Genomic DNA, 18,918 nt, shown 5'->3' with positions numbered 1-18,918 from the left:
TATCCCACCGCTCACATCTTCTTGTGAATGCATTTCAAATTTGCGTTGTTGCAGCGACTTATTCATACGACTTTTTGCAAGTTTCTTGCACATTTCTTGGTATGTAGATATGCCAGTGTTACACTCTAATACACTAATTTAATACCTAGGACTTACGCAAAACAGACGCTAGCGTCGTTGGTTCGCCTCGCCCCCTGCCTTCGCAGGGGCAGGCCAAGCAACCGTACTGTCTTCGGCTTCACGCCTAGCCAGCGCAATTTTGCGAAAGTCCTAATACCAATTGTTGTAGTCTATAGAGACATTTTGGTATTTGAAATTGATCAGTAAATCAGGAGTGATGCATGGTGCGTAGTACAAAGAAGCACGAAACAAAAGAAGTGCCTGTTTGGCTCTTAGTCAGTTGTGTACTGCTCATTATTCTCGCGATCGTGGCGCAAACTTGGTGGTCGATCGTGCAAGACCGAACGATGGTCTTGGCTACCGCAAACAAGAATAATTTATTGAACTTGAGAATCTTGGAAGAACATGCGAATCGCGTTTTGCATGATGCTTCTCGTGCGCTTATTGTCGCTGCCGAAGAACTTCAATCAAAGAGCGATCAAGTGTTGCACGATGAAGCGAGTGTGCGTCAGATTCTCAGTAGCCAACGTCGTGATTCCGAATTTATTGCCGCATTATCGCTGATTGATCGCCATGGTTTGTTACGCGCATCTTCTTCCCGTTTTCCGGTCGAGCCAGTTGATTTATCAACGCAAGATCATATTGCTTACTTAAATAAGCCCGTCAATGCTTATCAAAAAGCAGCACAGCTTGGTTCACCATATACCCCTAAAAAATCGACGCAAGTAATTTTGCCGTTGGCGCGTAATATTTTTTCTGTCAGTGGCCAGGCAACTGGACAAGTGCAAGCTGAGATTAATCTCAGCTATTTTCAGGATTTCTACGAGCGGGTAGCCAAGGATTTGGGTGCAAAAATTTCTTTATATGATAAGGAAGGCGCTCTCATCGTCCAGGCAATGACATTGCAGAACACCTTTAAAACAGAGGCAGATGAGGCGGTTGTTGCGAGTGTAAAAGATAGTTTTGGCGAACAAGGACGATTTGAAAGTACCTTGATTGGCGCAGATAAAGCGACCAGTTATAGTTATCTGAAAATGAAAGATTTTCCCTTAGTGGTCGTGCTCGGGCGTGACCTCGATACCATCTTATTGGAGTGGCAAAAGCGGCTAGAGCAGCGATTATTGTTTGCGGCCTTATCGATTATTTTTACTTTGCTGCTTGCCGTTTTGCTGTACAAAAAGGTACATCATCTTAAACTCTCACGAGAAAAATTAACCGATAGTGAACGCCGTTATCGTTTGCTATTTCAAGATGCACAAGATGGCATTTTGCTGATTGATAAGAGCTATCATTTTGTCGATGGAAATCAAAATGCGCTAGAAATGTTGGCGGTTGATAGTAAGGCAGATCTGCTGAGTCTTGATATTGGCGAATTCTCTGCTGACCTGCGTTATACCCAACCAACCGTCGCTGCAAAAAAGGCCGAGTCGATCAAGAAATTTGTCGATCTTGCGTTTAAAGGCAAGGTGCAAAAGTTTGAATGGATCGCACACCGTCGCGGAAAAGATTGGTTTAGCGAAGTCACTTTAAGTCGCGTAAAAATTTCTACAGAGCCGATGGTTTTTTGTGTGATGCGTGACATTTCACAGCGCAAGCATGCGGAGCGTTTGTTGCAAGGTCAAAATCAGTTATTGCAGCTAATTGGTAGTAGTGAAAGTCTGGAATCAATTCTGATTGATACCTGCCACTTCGTGGAAAAAAACAATCCGCATTGGCATTGTGGCGTGCAATTGCTTTCCGTTGATCAACGGGTTTTTATGCAAACGGTCGGGCATCATTTTCCTGAAATTTTGCGCCGTCAATTGAATGAGGCACCAGTTTGTCATGGAAATGGCGTTTGGAGTGAGGCGGTGCTTGAGTTGATTCCAGTCTGGACTCAAGACATTCCCAAATCGCCAACAATGGAATTTATCGCGCAACGTAAATTACTGGCAAATTATGCAGCAGTAGGCTCTTGGCCGATTATGGGTAAGACAGGTTTAATCTTAGGAACCTTCACCCTGTTCACGGAATCCTCAGCCGCACTTAGCAATGAAGATTTGAGTTTGATCAGTATTGCGACCGATGTTTCCAGTATCGCGATTGAAGGCAAGCGTGCCGAAGAAAAAGCGATTCGACTAGCGCATTATGATGAAGTGACGAAGCTGCCAAATCGTTTTTTATTCAATCAATATTTATCTAAAGCCTTGGTGTATGCGGAAGCGACCAAGGGAAGCCTTGCAGTCTTGTTGTTAGATTTAGATCGGTTTAAAGCGATCAATGACAGCTTCGATCATGACGAAGGCGACAAGGTCTTGTGTACTATCGCGTCTCGCTTGAAGCAAACATTATCGGAATCCGACACTATTGCCCGTGTCGGTGGTGATGAATTCATGCTCTTGCTCGATCGTTATAAGACGCCGCGCGAGTTGACCGATATCGCCGACAAATTACTGCAGGTTGTGGCAGTCCCGTTTGATATTAACGGGCAAGAATTACAAATTAGCGCCAGTATCGGCATTGCTGTTTATCCCGAAGATGGCATCGATGCGCAGATTTTGATGAAAAATTCAGAGATCGCGATGTACCGCGCAAAGCATAACGGGAAAAACAATTACCAGTTTTACGATGCACACATGAATGTGCATACGATAGAACGTTTGTCGTTTGAAGCGCAGTTGCGGCGCGCATTGGAAAATCGTGAATTTTTGGTGTACTACCAACCGAAAGTCTGCGTTGCGAGCGGGAAAATTCTGGGTGCCGAAGCTTTGATACGATGGAATCATCCTGATAACGGCATCATTTTACCGACACAGTTCATTGGATTGGCGGAAGAGGCTGGATTGGTTGGCAAGATGGGACTGCAGGTATTGGATATCGTTTGCCGCGATATTGCGCAAATGAAGGCAGCTAAAGAGGAGTTTGGCCGAGTGGCAATTAATCTGTCGGGGGCGCAATTTAATGACCCATTTTTGTTGGAAGAACTGCAGAAAGTGACAGAATTCTGGAAGGTCATGCCTGAAAGTATTGAATTCGAAATTACCGAAAGCATGGTGATGAATAATCATGAGCAGGCAATCGATCATATGGATGGATTAAATGCGGCTGGTTACACCTTATCGATTGATGATTTTGGTACAGGCTATTCATCCTTGGCTTATTTGAAGCGTTTCCCTGTGAATAGTCTGAAAATTGATCGCTCTTTTATTCAAGACATGCCAATGGATGCCAATGATACGGCGATCGTTTTGGCGATTGTCGCGATGGCGAAAACCTTAGGACTGAAAGTAGTGGCTGAAGGCGTGGAAAATGTGACTCAGCTTGAGACCTTAAAGTCATGTCAGTGCGATGAATATCAAGGATTTTATTTTTCTCAAGCGCTTCCATTGGAAGAATTCGTGGCTTTGCTGGAAGGTGCGAATATGCCAGTCTGAGTTTGCTTCACTCTTTTTTATCTTTTATCGCTTCTCTTATTTAGGTCAACACGCCCTAATAGGAAACAAGTATTTTTTGTTTGTTTATTTGTTTTTGGCTGAGTTGTGGAATTTGCGTAAATAAGCGCAAGTTTCCCCACGTATTCGGATCTTGGGACTTCCCTAGTCGCAATAAATTACTCTCCCGCAATTACTTGCTGTGGCATTTAATTCGCCATTTTCGCGCCCTATTTTTATACCTAAACACATGGGTATATGTAATGTCCTACTTTCAGTATCTTTCGTAAGTATCTAATTTATTGAGATATTCCTTTGCGCGCTGTTTTAAGTGTGTGCGCTAAGTCATTGACTTTATTCATTAATTTCACATTTTCATGTGTGAATTCGCTTGACCATGCTCAAGTGATCCTCTAAAGTGGGGAAAAGTGTGAAAAAGTGTTTTTTTGTGGTGTAAATTCGCCATAAAGTTTTTCACCCAAGTTTCTTACGATCGATTTCAAATTTAGGGTTATCCAGTGTTCCAAGGCGCCTCTGCACTCAATCTCGATGCGAAAGGCAGGATGTCAATTCCTGCTAAGCACCGTGACGCCTTGAATGTGCAGTGCGAAGGTCGCGTCACCCTGACTCGCCATCCTGATGGCTGCCTCTTATTATTCCCCCGTCCAACTTGGGAGTCGCATCGCGAACAAATCGCTGCTTGGCCTATGGCTGCGCGTGCGTACCAACGTATTTTGTTGGGCAATGCTTGTGATGTGGAAATGGATGGCAATGGCCGCATCCTCGTCGCACCTGAGCTGCGCAATGCGGTTGGCATGCAGCGCGACGTCATGGTTTTGGGCATGGGTTCGCATTTTGAAATTTGGGATGCCAGCAAACTCGCTGAAAACGAAGCCAAGGCAATCGCTGATGGCATGCCCGATGCATTAAGCAATTTCTCCTTTTGATCGAACATCATGACTGTTACTACTCCGGGAGAGCTGATTCACCACACGGTGTTACTGGACGAGGCTATAGATGCACTCGATATTCAGGGCGCACGTGCCAATGGTATTTATGTTGACGGTACTTTTGGGCGTGGCGGTCACAGTCGCAAATTGCTCAGTCAATTGGGACCACAAGGCCGTTTGATTGCGTTTGATAAAGATCCATATGCGATCGCTAATGCCGAACAAATTCATGATCCACGTTTTTCTATCGTGCATGAGAGCTTTGCCGATATGCGTGCAGAGTTGACACATTTAGGTATCAATCAAGTCGATGGTGTGTTGATGGATCTTGGTATCTCATCGCCGCAAGTCGATGACGCTGAGCGTGGGTTTAGTTTTAGAAATGATGGTCCTTTGGATATGCGCATGGATACCACGCGTGGTATTTCAGCGGCAGAGTGGCTGGCGCATGAAGATGAACAAAAAATTAGAGAGGTTATAGAAAATTATGGGGAAGAACGGTTTGCTTTTCAGATTGCAAAGGCGATTGTTGCTCGCAGGGCGAGCGAGTCCATTTCAAGTACTCGGCAGCTTGCCGAACTCGTCGCACACGCCGTCAAAACTCGCGAGAAGGGCAAAGACCCGGCAACTCGCACCTTTCAAGCTATACGGATTTTCATCAATAAAGAGCTTGAAGACCTCGAGATCGGTTTAGTCGCGGCTTACGATAGCCTAGCGCCGGATGCAAGGATGGCGATCATTAGCTTCCATTCTTTGGAAGATCGCATCGTCAAGCAATTTTTTGCCTCGAAAGTCAAAGTGGCGCAGCCAGATCGGCGCTTGCCGATTCGCGATGTCGATTTGCCTAAACCGCAAATGCGTTTGATCTCACGCATGAAACCAACTGAACAAGAAGTTCTGCGTAATCCGCGTGCTCGTTCGGCGATTATGCGCGTTGCTCAACGCATAGGAGCAAGCTGATGAGTACGCGCCTGAACTTATTGCTGGGCTTACTATTGGTGGTTTCTGCCCTGTCTTTAATTAATTCGCAGTATCAGGCACGTCGCCTGTTTATTGAGATTGAACGCGCAAAAACCTTGAGCCAGCAATATGAAGTTGAGTGGACTCAACTGAAATTAGATCAGTCAACTTTTGGTAAACACGCACGTATCGAAGCGGTTGCTAGCGCAGAGTTGGGAATGGCGCATGTAACGCCTGCTCGTACGCAGTATTTGACTGCTGAGGTGGTCAAGTGAGTCGTCCATCTTCTTCACGTACTGCTGCTGGTAAAGGCGTGTCTTTTTCTTCCAGCCCTTTGCTGGCGGTTAAATTGCCGGTGTGGCGTTCGCGTTTAGTGTTGTTTTTCTTATTCGCTGCTTTTGTTGCGTTGATTGTGCGCGCACTTTGGTTGCAAGGTATGTCAACGGAATTCCTGCAAAAGCAAGGAGCAAGCCGTTATGCACGAACTCTGGAATTATCAGCCACACGCGGCAAAATCATCGATAGACATGGTCAAGTATTAGCATCGTCTGTACCAGTGAAAGCCATTTGGGCGAGCTCAGAAAGTGTACTCGAAGCACCGCAAGAAAAAATTGTGCAATTAGCTGCGCTATTAGATATGAGTGAGCAAGAGTTGCGTAAAAAATTGGTTTTGGATCGCCAGTTTGTTTATTTGAAACGTCAAGCTGAACAGCCTTTGGTGGATAAAGTTCTCGCGCTGAATATTCCGGGTGTGAAGACAGAAAAAGAATACAAACGCTTCTACCCTGAAGGCGAAGTCATGGCACATGTGGTGGGCTTCACCAATGTGGAAGACAAAGGACAAGAAGGTATTGAATTAGCTTCAGAAAAAAATCTTGCTGGTAAAACCGGCAGCCGTCGCGTGATCAAAGATCGCTTGGGACGTGTGGTTGAAGATATTGAATCGGTACGTCCACCGCATGATGGTAAAGATATGAAGCTGTCGATCGATAGCAAAATTCAATACATTGCCTACACGCATTTGAAAGATGCAGTGGAAAAATTCAAGGCAAAAGCAGGCGGTGCAGTTGTGCTAGACGTGCAGACAGGAGAAATCTTAGCACTGGTTAATTTGCCGACCTACAATCCAAATGACCGTTCAGTATTAACTGGTGCGCAATTACGCAATCGCGTGATCACGGATACCTTCGAGCCTGGTTCTACCATGAAGCCATTTCCTGTGGCCTTAGCCTTAGATACTGGCAGAGTCAAGCCCGATACCTTGATCGAAACCGCACCTGGTCATATGACGATCGGTTCCGCCACGATTCATGATGCACACAGACAAGGAACTCTGACGGTAGCGGGTGTGATTCAAAAATCCTCCAATATCGGCACGGCAAAAATGGCTTTGCAAATGCCACCACAAGAAATGTGGGAAATGTTTGCGACCTTGGGATTTGGACAGCAACCGAACATCGGTTTTCCCGGCGCGGTTGCAGGTCGCATGCGCAATTTCAAAACCTGGAAACCAATTGAGCAAGCGACCATGAGCTACGGCCATGGTCTTTCTGTTTCACTGTTACAAATCGCCCGTGCTTATATGATTTTTGCACGTAAAGGAGACATGATTCCTTTGACTTTTCAACAGTCAACAGCGATGCCAGTTGGGACCCGCGTGATTTCAGAAAAAACCGCAATGCAAATGCGTGAAATGTTAGAAAGCGTGACGCAACCAGGTGGTACGGCCACGCAAGCGCGCGTGCCCGGTTATCGCGTTGCGGGTAAAACTGGTACCGCGCACAAAATTGAACATGGCAAGTATGTGAATAAATACATCGGTGACTTTGTTGGATTTGCGCCGGTATCGAATCCACGGATTATCGTCGCTGTCATGATTGATGAGCCTAGTGGCGGTGTCTACTACGGTGGCTCAGTTGCCGGTCCTGTGTTCGCTGCAATTACAGCGAACGTTTTGCGTTCTATGAACGTGGTTCCCGATTCTTCGGTGATGAATATTATTCCTGAACCTAGCGTACAGGAGAGTTTGTGATGAGTGAATTAAATAGTAAAGATCAAGAGTCGTTAGCCACTTCTGTGGCAGCGATAGTGCAATGGCTCAAACACCATGCGCCTCAAGGGAAATTAACTTCCGATTCGCGTGAGATTTTGGCTGGTGATGTATTTTTCGCTTTCCCTATAGCCGGAAGCACAGGTGATGGTCGTGCCTTTATTCATAATGCGATTGAGCGTGGCGCAGGGGCGATTGTGTTTGAAAAGAATGGCGCGGACATTGCACAAGAAATTAGTGTTTCTCATCTGGCTGTGGATGGCTTGATTGACTTACTGGGTGCGATTGCAAATCTATGGTACGACAGGCCTGATCAAGATATGTTCAGCGTGGCAGTGACGGGCACGAACGGCAAAACCTCTTGTTCGCAATGGATAGCCAAAGCCTTATCGATGCAAGGCGCGCCTGCTGCTGTGATCGGCACTTTAGGCGTAGGCAATTATCGCGATGGTGTGATTAGTCAGTTGCAAGAGACTGGTTTTACTACGCCGGATGCCTTGCAACTACAAGCGCGTTTGGCTAATTTGAAAAAGAATGGTGCCAAGAGTTTAGCGATTGAAGCGTCTTCGATTGGCATTCATCAAGGTCGTTTAAATGCCTTGCATGTAGACGTGGCTTTGTTCACGAATTTAACCCGCGACCACCTTGATTATCACGGCACGATGGAAGCCTATGCAGCAGCAAAGGAAGCTTTGTTTCAATGGCAGGGCTTGCAAGCTGGTGTGATCAATGCGGATGATGCTTTTGGATTGGAATTATTGCAGCGATTAGCGAGCGATAAACCAGAACTCAAATTACTAGCTTACAGCATCGATGCTGTAAACGAATCTACGATACCAACGCTGCGAGCTTCGCAATTAAAGACCACACATATTGGAACACAGTTCTATCTAGATTCACCTTTTGGTAGCGGCGTGCTGAAGACGCAAATGATAGGGCGCTTTAATGTCAGCAATGTGCTGGGTGTTTTGGGTGTGCTTTTGATGAAAGGCATCGCCTTCGAACGGGCAATCTCTACCATAGAAAAATTGAGCTCAGTTCAAGGACGCATGCAGCAACTTGGTTCTAATGGACAAGCGATGGTCGTGGTGGATTATGCGCATACCCCAGATGCTTTAGAAAAAACTTTGCAAGCTTTGCAGCAAGTAGCGCAAGAGCGTCAAGGGAATTTATGGTGCGTATTTGGTTGCGGTGGTGATCGCGATCCTGGCAAGCGTCCACAGATGGGCAAGATCGCTCAGTTGGCGCAACACGTGGTGGTGACGAGCGATAATCCGCGCACCGAAGATCCTGAAAAAATTGTCCAAGATATTCTTGCTGGTATGAATGGTACACCCAATGCCATCGTTGATCGTGCGAGTGCAATTTTATATGCGGTCAAACATGCGCAATCAAATGATGTGATTTTGATCGCAGGAAAAGGTCATGAGAACTACCAAGATATCAATGGAAAAAAATGGCCATTTTCCGATGAAGAACATGCGCTGTTAGCCTTGGCGACTGTTGCTACGAATAGTGCAATGCGGAGGTCAACTTGATACGCTCATCCTTACATACATTGCAGAAAGTGGTGGCGAATTCCATCATCACAGCCGATGTGGCTTTCACTGGTTTAAGTACGGATAGCCGCAAGATAGAACAAGGCAATGTGTTTCTTGCTTTGCGCGGTGAAACTTTTGATGCGCATGATTTTCTGGAGATGGTTGCTGAGTCTGGTGCAGCGGCGGTGATCGTTGAACGTGTGCCTGAGAATTTTTCCGTTCCTGCGCTGATCGTACCAGATACCAAGCTGGCATTGGCTGCGATCGCAGCTCATTGGCGTCAGCAATTTACTTTGCCAGTCATTGCTGTTACCGGCAGCAATGGCAAGACCACCGTAAAAGAAATGATCGCCTCTATTCTGTTGGCGCAGTACGGCAGCGAGCACATGATTTCCACCAAAGGAAATCTGAATAATGAAATCGGTGTACCGCTCACCGTATTCCGTTTGCAAGCCCAACATCAAGCAGCGGTATTCGAATTAGGTATGAATCATCCTGGTGAGATCGCGATCTTGAGTGCGATAGCACAAGCGAATGTGGCCTTGGTCAATAACGCCCAGCGTGAACATCAAGAATTTATGCAAACGGTAGAAGCAGTTGCGATTGAAAATGGCGCGGTGATTCAAAGTTTGCCAGCCGATGGTGTTGCAGTGTTTCCCGCAGATGATACGTATACAGCGATCTGGAAAGAATTTGCAGGACAACGCAAAACGCTGACTTTTGGTTTGGTTTCAAATTCTGCACAAAAAGCAGATCAAAAGGCTGATGTGTCGGGCAGTTTTATTGCACAAGATTTTGGTAGTGATATTCAGATGTCGATTCAGGGCGAAGCGGTTACAGTGCAGCTGGCTGCGGCTGGTCAGCACAATGTTTTGAATGCCTTGGCGGCCGCCGCTTGCTGTTCGGCGATTGGTATTTCTGCTGCAAAAATCGTTGAGGGATTGCAAGCATTCGCGCCAGTGTCAGGTCGCTTGCAATTGAAAATGGCCGCAGCAGGTGCGCGCTTGATTGATGACACCTATAACGCGAATCCAGATTCTGTGAAGGCGGCGATTGATGTGTTAGCCAAAGTCACTGCAGAAACGACGTTGGTACTTGGCGACATGGGCGAGGTTGGCGCTGATGGCGCGGCCTTCCATCAAGAAATTGGGCAATACGCCAAAGCGCAAGGCATTCAACATTTATATACCTTAGGTTCATTGGCGAAATCGTCGACCATAGCCTTCGGTAGCGGTGCACAGCATTTTGATGAATTGAGCATGCTGTTGGCGAAGTTAGATCATCAAAACGGTAGCGGCAATACGATCTTGATTAAGGGATCACGTTTTATGAAGATGGAACGTGTCGTCGCACATTTGATGAATGTCATTGGAAATACCGCAGCATCAGGAACACATTAAAAACAATTAGAAAAAATTAAAAATAATTAGGGAAAAATATTATGTTGCTTTGGTTGGCAGAACTTTTTAAACAAGACATCGGTTTCTTCCGCGTGTTCGGATTTATTACTTTCCGTGCGGTGTTCGCGACCATGACGGCAATCTCTATAGGCCTGATCGCTGGTCCTGCGGTGATTCGTATGTTGACACGTTTAAAAGTTGGCCAGGCGGTACGTACGGATGGTCCACAAACGCACTTGATTAAGTCTGGTACGCCGACGATGGGCGGTGCTTTGGTGTTGATTTCTATCGGCATCTCCACTTTGTTGTGGTCGGATTTGAGTAATCGTTTTGTCTGGGTGGTGTTGATCGTGACCTTGGGATTTGGTGCGATTGGATGGGTTGATGATTATCGCAAAGTCGTGTATCGCGATCCAAATGGGATGGCGTCGCGCGAAAAGTTTTTCTGGCAATCCTTGATCGGTATCGTGGCGGCGATTTATTTGGCGTTCTCCGTATCTGCGCCGACCAATACCAAAGTGATGGAATTATTTTTTGCTTGGGTGCAGTCAGGTTTCAGTATGGATTTGCCACCAAAGGCCGATTTGATTATTCCATTCTTTAAAACCTTTAATTATCCGCTCGGTGTTTGGGGCTTTATCGCACTGACCTTTTGCGTGATTGTTGGTACGAGCAATGCGGTGAATCTCACCGACGGTTTAGATGGTTTGGCGATTATGCCGACGATTATGGTTGGATCGGCATTGGGGCTTTTTGCTTACCTCACGGGCCATGCTGGCTACTCGAAATATTTGTTGATTCCTTACATTCCTGGTGCAGGTGAGTTGCTCATTTTCTGTGGTGCGATGGCGGGTGCGGGTTTGGCATTTCTTTGGTTTAACGCGCATCCGGCACAGGTGTTTATGGGCGATGTAGGTGCTTTAGCTTTGGGTGGCGCACTCGGTACGGTCGCCGTGATTGTGCGTCAAGAAGTGGTGTTGTTCATTATGGGCGGGATTTTTGTCGTCGAAACTTTCTCGGTAATGTTGCAAGTGATGTACTTCAAATTCACCAAGAAAAAATATGGTGTCGGCAAGCGCTTGTTCTTGATGGCGCCTTTGCACCACCATTTTGAGCAAAAAGGTTGGAAAGAAACGCAAGTCGTAGTGCGTTTTTGGATCGTGACGATGCTGTTGGTGTTATTAGGTTTGTCGTCTTTGAAGCTGCGTTAAGCTGCGTTGATGGTTTTTATTAGGACTTACGCAAAATTGCGCTAGCTAGGCGGGAAGCCGAAGACAGTACGGTTGCTTGGCCTGCCCCTGCGAAGGCAGGGGGCGAGGCGAACCAACGACGCTAGCGTCTGTTTTGCGTAAGCCCTATTTATAAGTGGAATGGTTACTCTGGTATGAGCATGGTGTTTTCAGATAAACAGGTATTGATCGTCGGGCTAGGTGAATCTGGTCTGGCGATGGCACGTTGGTTGCAGCGTTGTGGTGCGCGCTTGCGCGTAATCGATACACGCAGTAATCCAGACCGTTTATCTGCCCTGAAAGAACTCGCGCCAGAAGCCGAATTTTTTGGTGGGGAATTACAGACCGCACATGTTGAGGGTGTCGATATTGTCGTTGTTAGTCCTGGCTTAGCACCGGATGGTGAGTTACAGATTATTCTTCAAGCTGCACAAGAAAATGCTATTCCTGTTTGGGGAGAGTTGGAATTGTTCGCGCAAGCCTTAGCCGACCTCAAAGAACAGAATAATTATACGCCAAAGGTGATCGCAATCACGGGCACCAACGGTAAAACGACAGTGACTAGTTTGACTGGTCAATTGTGCGCGCGAGCTGGATTGACAGTCAAAGTTGCCGGCAATATTAGTCCCGCGATGTTGGATGTGTTATGTGAATGTATTGACAGTGAGACGCTGCCGCAAGTCTGGGTATTGGAATTATCCAGCTTCCAATTGCATACCAATATCAGCTTGAATCCGGATGTTGCTACCGTCTTAAATGTGACACAAGATCATTTGGATTGGCACGGCGATATGAAAAATTATTGTGCTGATAAAGCCAAAATTTTCGGCACAAGCACGTTGCAAGTGTTAAATCGTGATGATGAACAAGTGATGGTAATGCAACGCCCAAATTCACATTTTCTGAGTTTTTCCTGCACTGCGCCGCAGCACGATGCGGAGTTTGGTTTACTGCATGATCAAGGTATGACCTGGTTGGCGGTAGCGAATGCCGATGAAGATGAACAAGCCTCATCGCGTAAACGCAAAAAAGAAGTGGTGGAAATGCCATTAACGATAACACGCTTAATGCCAGCCGACGCTTTAAAAATTCGTGGTCAACACAATGCCAGCAATGCGCTTGCCGCTTTGGCTTTATGTCGTGGCATTGGTTTGCCACTAGCCCCATTGTTGCATGCCTTGCGCGAATACAAAGGTGAACCGCATCGTGTTGAATTGGTGACGACTATCGCCGGTGTGGATTACTTCGATGACAGCAAAGGTACGAATGTTGGCGCAACGGTTGCGGCATTAAAAGGCTTGGGCGAAGAAGCGGGTGGTGCTAGTCAAAAGATCATTTTGATCGCGGGCGGAGATGGTAAAGGCCAGGATTTTAGCCCGCTAGCTTCGCCAGTGTCACGCTATGTCAAATCCGTTTTATTGATCGGTAAAGATGCTGCTGAAATTCAATCTGCTTTGAATGTGACTGCGGTTGATATGCAGCTTGTTGATAGCTTGGAAAACGCAGTGGCAAAGGCGGGTGAAATGGCGCAAGAAGGCGACATCGTTTTATTGTCACCAGCTTGCGCTAGTTTGGACATGTTTAAGAATTATGCGCATAGAGCACAAGTGTTTATCGATGCGGTACGTGACATTGCATTGAATCGTGGCGAGGTTTGCTGATGAAGCAGCTATTCCTCAATTTGAACCCGTGGCGTTGGTCTGATAATCAGCAGACATCGACCCATTTTGTACAGCGTTCAAAAATGATGGAGTATGACCAGGCCTTAGTTTGGGTGACTTTGATTTTGATGGTGTTTGGCATGGTGATGGTGTATTCCGCCTCGATTTCTTTGCCTGATTCGCCGAAGTATGCGAACTACAAAAACAATCATTTTTTGATTCGTCAAGCGATTTTTGTGACGGTGTCGATTTTGGCGAGTTTTATTATTTTTCGTTTGCGCATTGAAGATTGGCAAAAGTTGGCGCCGTATTTGTTTATCGCGACTTTAGTTTTGTTAGTGTTGGTGTTGATACCCGGTATAGGTAAAGGTGTGAATGGTGCAAAGCGCTGGATTTCATTCAAGGCTTTTAATGTACAGCCTTCCGAAATGATGAAGTTGTTTATGGTTTTATATGCAGCCGATTACACGGTGCGTAAGCAAGAGTTTATGCATAAGCTGACCAAAGGCTTTTTGCCGATGATGATTACGGTCGCGGTCTTGGGCTTGTTGTTATTGTTGGAGCCAGATCTTGGGGCATTTGGCGTGATTGTTTGTATCGCCATGGGTATTTTGTTTTTGGGTGGCATTAACGGTATTTGGTTTGGTGGCATCGCGGCGGCGCTGGTTGGAATTTTTACCTCGGTGATTTTGTTATCACCTTGGCGACGTGAACGGATTTTTGCGTATCTGAATCCATTCGAAGAAGACAATGCCCTAGGTAAAGCCTATCAATTAACGCACTCGCTGATTGCTTTTGGCCGTGGCGAATTATTTGGCGTGGGCTTGGGTGCGAGCGTCGAGAAACTGCATTATTTGCCAGAAGCGCATACAGATTTTTTGTTAGCGGTGATTGGTGAAGAACTAGGTTTTGTTGGCGTTGCTGTGGTGATCTATTTGTTTTATTGGATCGTCAAACGTGCCTTTGAAATTGGCCGTCAGGCGATTGTGTTAGATGCGACTTTTGCGGGCTTGACGGCAAAAGGCATCGGTATCTGGATAGGCATACAAACCTTCATCAACATGGGTGTGAATTTAGGTTTGTTGCCAACCAAAGGTTTGACTTTGCCATTGATGAGTTATGGCGGTAGTGGTGTGTTGATTAATTGTGTGGGTTTAACCCTCTTGCTCAGAATCGATTATGAAAATCGTTTGATGATGCGTGGGGGACGGATATGACGAGCAAAGATGTAATGTCGGCGAATAAGAAAAAACATTTATTGATTATGGCAGCCGGTACCGGCGGACATATTTTTCCTGGCTTGGCAATCGCCGCCGAAATGCAGCAACGCGGGTGGACAGTGTCGTGGCTCGGAACCAAGACTGGTATGGAAGGCGAGATCGTTGCCAAGCATGGAATCGCGATGGATCAATTAGATTTTACTGGTCTGCGCGGTAAAGGTTTGCGACATAGCATTACTGGCGCGTTCAAGTTGGTAGCGAGTTTTTTCTCATGCTTACGTATTGTGAGCAAACGTCAACCCGATGTGGTGTTGGGTATGGGCGGTTATGTCACGGTGCCGGGTGGTATTAGTAGCGCATTATTGGGTAAGCCTATGGCATTGATGAATGCCGATGCACCTTTGTTGTTGTCGAATAAAGCATTGAAGTCATTTGCGAAAAAACTGATGTTTGGTTTGCCTTCCAATGCGCCTATGCAAGAGCAGAAATTTGTTTTTACTGGTAATCCGATACGTCGTGAAATGACTGAGTTGGGAATGCCAGAAGAGCGTTACGCACAGCATCAAGGACCTTTGAAAATTTTAGTCGTCGGCGGAAGTCTCGGCGCGCGAGTACTCAATGAAGCGGTACCTGATGCACTTGCATTAATTCCAGAAGATCAGCGTCCACATGTCGCGCATCAATCTGGAAAACAACATGTAGAAGCTTTGTGCCAACGCTATGCCGCGCAAAAGGTGGAAGCAGAAGTTTTGGATTTTATTCACGACATGCCGCGTCGTTATGCCGATGCCGATTTGGTGATTTGTCGTGCTGGCGCGATCACGGTATCGGAATTGACCGCAGTTGGCGTTGCTAGTGTCTTGGTGCCATTGGTGGCATCTAGTACTTCGCATCAAAAAGCGAACGCGGAGTGGTTGAGTCAAGCGGGTGGCGCGATTCATTTGCCACAAACCGAATTGAGCGCGCAGCGATTAGCAGAGTTGATACAAAGTATGCAGCGTGAACGATGTTTGCAGTTGGCACAAGCGGCCTATCAAATGGGCAAGCGCGATGCGAATCAAACGATAGCGACGATATTAGAAAATTTGGCGCAATAAGTGTACAAAAAAACGTAAGAAATTATTAGGTTCAACGAGAGAATTATGAAACATAAAGTGAAGCACTTACATTTTGTCGGTATCGGTGGCTCAGGTATGAGTGGCATCGCCGAAGTGCTATTGAATCTGGGTTATGTGATTTCAGGATCTGACCTGAGTAGTAATGTCGCTTCACAGCGTTTAGCAAGCTTGGGTGCGAAAGTGACAGTCGGTCATGCCGCAGAAAATATCGAAGGCGCGGATGCTGTTGTTACCTCAACTGCTGTCAAAGCCGATAACCCAGAAGTAATCGCCGCACGTGAGAAACATATTCCTATCGTGCCACGCGCTTTGATGTTGACGGAATTAATGCGTTTGAAAAGCGGCATCGCGATTGCTGGCACCCATGGTAAGACGACGACCACGAGTTTGGTCGCGAGTATTTTGGCCGAGGGCGGTTTAGATCCTACCTTCGTCATCGGTGGATTACTTAATAGCGCGGGCGCCAACGCGAAACTTGGTAGTGGCCAGTACATTGTGGCAGAAGCAGATGAATCGGATGCTTCGTTTTTGAATTTATTACCAGTGATTGAAGTCATCACGAATATTGATGCGGATCATATGGAAACCTATGATCACGATTTCGCGAAATTGAAACAAGCGTTCGTCGATTTTACTTTGCGTTTGCCATTTTACGGCGTCGCCATGTTGTGTATGGATGATCCCAATATTCGCGAGATCATGCCAAAAATCACCAAGACAATTGTGACTTACGGTTTTCACGAAGAAGCGGAAGTGCGCGCGATTAACGCCAGTGCGGCGAATGGCAAGATGCATTTCACCGTAGTGCAAAAAGGCTATGCCGACATGCAAGTGAGTTTGAATCAACCCGGTATGCACAATGTGCAAAATGCTTGCGCGGCGATTGCGATTGCGCGTGAAGTGGGTGTTGAAGATAGCGCGACACAAAAAGCATTAAGTGAATTTAATGGTGTTGGTCGCCGCTTTACACGTTATGGCGAAATTGCTTTGGAAAACGGTGGACATTTCGCCTTAGTGGATGATTACGGTCATCATCCAGTCGAAATGGCGGCTACTTTGGCGGCAGCGCGCGGTGCTTATCCAGGTCGTCGTTTGGTGCTGGCATTTCAGCCGCACCGTTATACCCGTACGCGTGATTTGTTTGAAGATTTTGTGAAAGTGATGTCGACCGCAGATGCCGTTGTTTTAGCGGAAGTGTATGCGGCAGGCGAAGCACCTATCGTCGCTGCGGATGGCCGTGCGATGACCAGAGCTTTGCGTGTGCTGGGTAAAGTCGAACCAATTTTTGTAGAGAATATGCAAGACATGCCTGATGCATTGCGACAAATGCTAGGTGACGGCGATGTCTTGATCGTGATGGGTGCAGGATCGATTAGTACCGTACCAGGAAAACTCGCGGGCAAATAGAGCGGTGTAAAAAATCACTAAATAAATTATTGAATTGGATGAATACAAAATGAAAGAACTAGGCAAAGTTGGTGTGTTGTTCGGTGGTCGCTCAGCAGAGCGCGAAGTTTCCATCATGTCTGGCACAGGTGTCTTGAATGCGCTGAAAAGTCGTGGCGTCGATGCACATGGTTTTGATCCAGCTGAACGCAGTTTGGCAGATCTCGCCGCAGAAAAATTTGATCGCGTGTTTATCGCATTACATGGACGCTATGGTGAAGACGGTAGTTTGCAAGGGGCTTTGGAGCAGTTGGGTATTCCCTACACCGGTAGTGGTGTAATGGCATCATCGGTGGCAATGGACAAGATTTTCACTAAGAAGATCTGGTTGTATCACGCATTGACGACGCCTAAATATGCGGTACTGAATGCGTCTACAGATTTGAGCAAAGTTGCCGATCAATTAGGTTTGCCGCTGATCGTCAAACCACCGCATGAAGGTTCAACGATCGGCATCACGAAAGTCACTAGTGCAGATGTCTTGCCAGCGGCGTATCAATTGGCTGCCAAGTTTGATGAAGAAGTGTTGGCGGAAGAATTTATTCAAGGACGTGAGTTGACCGTCGCAGTATTAGGACGCGGTGCAGGTGCTTATGCATTGCCACTGATAGAAATTGTTGCACCTGATGGTAACTACGATTATCAAAATAAATATTTTACCGATGACACTAAATATTTATGTCCGGCACCTATCGATGAGGCATTGACACAAGAAATTAAGACCATGTGTGAAGAGGCTTATCGTGCAGTGAATTGTGAAGGCTGGGCACGCATCGATGTGTTACTACGTGCTAGCGATAACAAACCATTTCTGATTGAGATTAATACTTCTCCTGGTATGACTGGCCATTCCTTAGTACCGATGGCGGCGAAGGCGGCGGGTATGAGTTATGAAGATGTTTGTATAGAAATTTTGAAGACAGCGCGTTTGAAAACTGCGACTGACTCAGAATAATTGATTGCGTAGAAAGTAGATACTGATTTTATGTGGCAAGACGCAAAGCTGCTCAATGCAATCGCTAATGCCTTATTCGGTTTGGTGCTGCTAGTCTTGCTTGCGTCGGGTGTTTGGTGGGTGATTCAACGGCCTATATTTTCTTTGCATACAGTGCGAGTTGAAGGTGATCAAAAAAGAGAATTGCGGCATGTGAATGCATTGACGATACGTGATCAGGCGCTACCTAAAATCAAAGGAAACTTTTTTACGACAAATTTGGATCAAGTCAGATTGGCATTTGAATCCGTGCCATGGGTGCGAAGAGCAAGCGTACAAAGAGTGTGGCCAGATAAATTGTTGGTGTCGTTGGAAGAGCATGAAGTGCTGGGAACTTGGGGTGAAGATGGGCGATTAATCTCCACTGCAGGCGATGTGTTCACAGCGAATTTGGCCGAAGCAGAAGAAGACACAGAATTGGTTGGTTTTATCGGCCCTGAGGGTAGTGAGAAAGAGGTGATTGCGCAATATCGTCAATTCAAAGACTGGTTTGCCAGCATCAATCTGGAGCCTGAGGAAGTTGCTTACTCTAGTCGATATGCCTGGACGGTCGTGTTGAATAATGGATTGCGTGTGGAGTTGGGCAAGGTGCAGGATCAGGGTGGATTGAAACGACGTGTTGATCAATTAATTAAAGTCTATCCTCAGTTAGTTACGCGCTTGCAGGATAGGATTATCAGTGTCGATATGCGTTATCCAAACGGCTTAGCATTGCAATCTGGTAGTGGTGGATTTGGTTTAGGAAATAAGCCTGTTGCCAAATGAGCGACGGGTCAACAAGTAAGTGAGCTAGTAGCTGAGCTAGTAGCCGAGCTAGCA

General features: G+C 46.4%; 14 protein-coding genes. All 14 read left to right on the top strand.

Annotation, left to right across the window (positions count from 1 at the left end; translation table 11 throughout):
- The first annotated feature begins 341 nt into the window (after nt 1-341).
- The 14 genes from H8K33_RS15670 to H8K33_RS15605 all read left to right on the top strand — a co-directional run bounded on the left by H8K33_RS15670 (nt 342) and on the right by H8K33_RS15605 (nt 18,864).
- On the top strand, nt 342-3,533 hold the full coding sequence (locus H8K33_RS15670) for a bifunctional diguanylate cyclase/phosphodiesterase (protein WP_186891992.1): 3,192 nt from the start codon (nt 342-344) through the stop codon (nt 3,531-3,533).
- A 515-nt stretch (nt 3,534-4,048) separates the two neighbouring features.
- Entirely contained in the window at nt 4,049-4,477 is a 429-nt protein-coding gene (gene mraZ / locus H8K33_RS15665; protein WP_186891991.1) for a division/cell wall cluster transcriptional repressor MraZ, read from the top strand.
- A 9-nt stretch (nt 4,478-4,486) separates the two neighbouring features.
- Nucleotides 4,487-5,440, top strand: coding sequence for a 16S rRNA (cytosine(1402)-N(4))-methyltransferase RsmH (gene rsmH, locus H8K33_RS15660; protein ID WP_186891990.1), 954 nt, complete (start codon nt 4,487-4,489; stop codon nt 5,438-5,440).
- Nucleotides 5,440-5,715, top strand: coding sequence for a cell division protein FtsL (gene ftsL, locus H8K33_RS15655; protein ID WP_186891989.1), 276 nt, complete (start codon nt 5,440-5,442; stop codon nt 5,713-5,715). Before rsmH ends, ftsL begins: the two co-directional genes overlap by 1 nt.
- Nucleotides 5,712-7,472, top strand: coding sequence for a penicillin-binding transpeptidase domain-containing protein (locus H8K33_RS15650; protein ID WP_186891988.1), 1,761 nt, complete (start codon nt 5,712-5,714; stop codon nt 7,470-7,472). The genes ftsL and H8K33_RS15650 overlap by 4 nt, the downstream gene beginning before the upstream one ends.
- Nucleotides 7,472-9,028 (top strand): UDP-N-acetylmuramoyl-L-alanyl-D-glutamate--2,6-diaminopimelate ligase, encoded by a 1,557-nt coding sequence (locus H8K33_RS15645; protein WP_186891987.1) that lies wholly within the window; start codon nt 7,472-7,474, stop codon nt 9,026-9,028. The genes H8K33_RS15650 and H8K33_RS15645 overlap by 1 nt, the downstream gene beginning before the upstream one ends.
- Nucleotides 9,028-10,431, top strand: coding sequence for a UDP-N-acetylmuramoyl-tripeptide--D-alanyl-D-alanine ligase (locus tag H8K33_RS15640; RefSeq protein WP_186892124.1), 1,404 nt, complete (start codon nt 9,028-9,030; stop codon nt 10,429-10,431). Before H8K33_RS15645 ends, H8K33_RS15640 begins: the two co-directional genes overlap by 1 nt.
- Nucleotides 10,432-10,472: 41 nt before the next feature.
- Nucleotides 10,473-11,642, top strand: coding sequence for a phospho-N-acetylmuramoyl-pentapeptide-transferase (gene mraY / locus H8K33_RS15635; protein WP_186891986.1), 1,170 nt, complete (start codon nt 10,473-10,475; stop codon nt 11,640-11,642).
- A 179-nt stretch (nt 11,643-11,821) separates the two neighbouring features.
- Entirely contained in the window at nt 11,822-13,321 is a 1,500-nt protein-coding gene (gene murD / locus H8K33_RS15630; RefSeq protein WP_186892123.1) for a UDP-N-acetylmuramoyl-L-alanine--D-glutamate ligase, read from the top strand.
- A gap of 83 nt (nt 13,322-13,404) precedes the next feature.
- Entirely contained in the window at nt 13,405-14,538 is a 1,134-nt protein-coding gene (gene ftsW / locus H8K33_RS15625) for a putative lipid II flippase FtsW (protein ID WP_246443678.1), read from the top strand.
- Complete coding sequence (gene murG / locus H8K33_RS15620) at nt 14,535-15,638, top strand: undecaprenyldiphospho-muramoylpentapeptide beta-N-acetylglucosaminyltransferase (protein WP_246443667.1); 1,104 nt, start codon at nt 14,535-14,537, stop codon at nt 15,636-15,638. The genes ftsW and murG overlap by 4 nt, the downstream gene beginning before the upstream one ends.
- 45 nt (nt 15,639-15,683) lie before the next feature.
- Nucleotides 15,684-17,066, top strand: coding sequence for a UDP-N-acetylmuramate--L-alanine ligase (murC, locus tag H8K33_RS15615; RefSeq protein ID WP_186891984.1), 1,383 nt, complete (start codon nt 15,684-15,686; stop codon nt 17,064-17,066).
- Between the two features lie 49 nt (nt 17,067-17,115).
- Nucleotides 17,116-18,060, top strand: a complete 945-nt coding sequence (locus H8K33_RS15610; protein WP_186891983.1) for a D-alanine--D-alanine ligase — start codon at nt 17,116-17,118, stop codon at nt 18,058-18,060.
- A gap of 30 nt (nt 18,061-18,090) precedes the next feature.
- On the top strand, nt 18,091-18,864 hold the full coding sequence (locus tag H8K33_RS15605; RefSeq protein ID WP_186891982.1) for a cell division protein FtsQ/DivIB: 774 nt from the start codon (nt 18,091-18,093) through the stop codon (nt 18,862-18,864).
- The last annotated feature ends 54 nt before the right edge of the window (nt 18,865-18,918 follow it).

Source organism: Affinundibacterium amnicola (genome assembly GCF_014284275.1).
Taxonomy (GTDB): Bacteria; Pseudomonadota; Gammaproteobacteria; order Burkholderiales; family Burkholderiaceae_D; genus Undibacterium; species Undibacterium amnicola.
The sequence above is the reverse complement of the archived record's forward strand: the minus strand, read 5'-3'. Positions and strand labels throughout refer to the sequence as shown.

Excerpts from the sequence above, each read along its gene's own strand:
- H8K33_RS15670 (WP_186891992.1), top strand. The coding sequence starts at position 342 with ATGGTGCGTAGTACAAAGAAGCACGAAACAAAAGAAGTGCCTGTTTGG.
- rsmH (WP_186891990.1), top strand. The coding sequence starts at position 4,487 with ATGACTGTTACTACTCCGGGAGAGCTGATTCACCACACGGTGTTACTG.
- ftsL (WP_186891989.1), top strand. The coding sequence starts at position 5,440 with ATGAGTACGCGCCTGAACTTATTGCTGGGCTTACTATTGGTGGTTTCT.
- H8K33_RS15645 (WP_186891987.1), top strand. The coding sequence starts at position 7,472 with ATGAGTGAATTAAATAGTAAAGATCAAGAGTCGTTAGCCACTTCTGTG.
- mraY (WP_186891986.1), top strand. The coding sequence starts at position 10,473 with ATGTTGCTTTGGTTGGCAGAACTTTTTAAACAAGACATCGGTTTCTTC.
- murD (WP_186892123.1), top strand. The coding sequence starts at position 11,822 with ATGGTGTTTTCAGATAAACAGGTATTGATCGTCGGGCTAGGTGAATCT.
- ftsW (WP_246443678.1), top strand. The coding sequence starts at position 13,405 with ATGATGGAGTATGACCAGGCCTTAGTTTGGGTGACTTTGATTTTGATG.
- murG (WP_246443667.1), top strand. The coding sequence starts at position 14,535 with ATGACGAGCAAAGATGTAATGTCGGCGAATAAGAAAAAACATTTATTG.
- murC (WP_186891984.1), top strand. The coding sequence starts at position 15,684 with ATGAAACATAAAGTGAAGCACTTACATTTTGTCGGTATCGGTGGCTCA.
- H8K33_RS15610 (WP_186891983.1), top strand. The coding sequence starts at position 17,116 with ATGAAAGAACTAGGCAAAGTTGGTGTGTTGTTCGGTGGTCGCTCAGCA.
- H8K33_RS15605 (WP_186891982.1), top strand. The coding sequence starts at position 18,091 with ATGTGGCAAGACGCAAAGCTGCTCAATGCAATCGCTAATGCCTTATTC.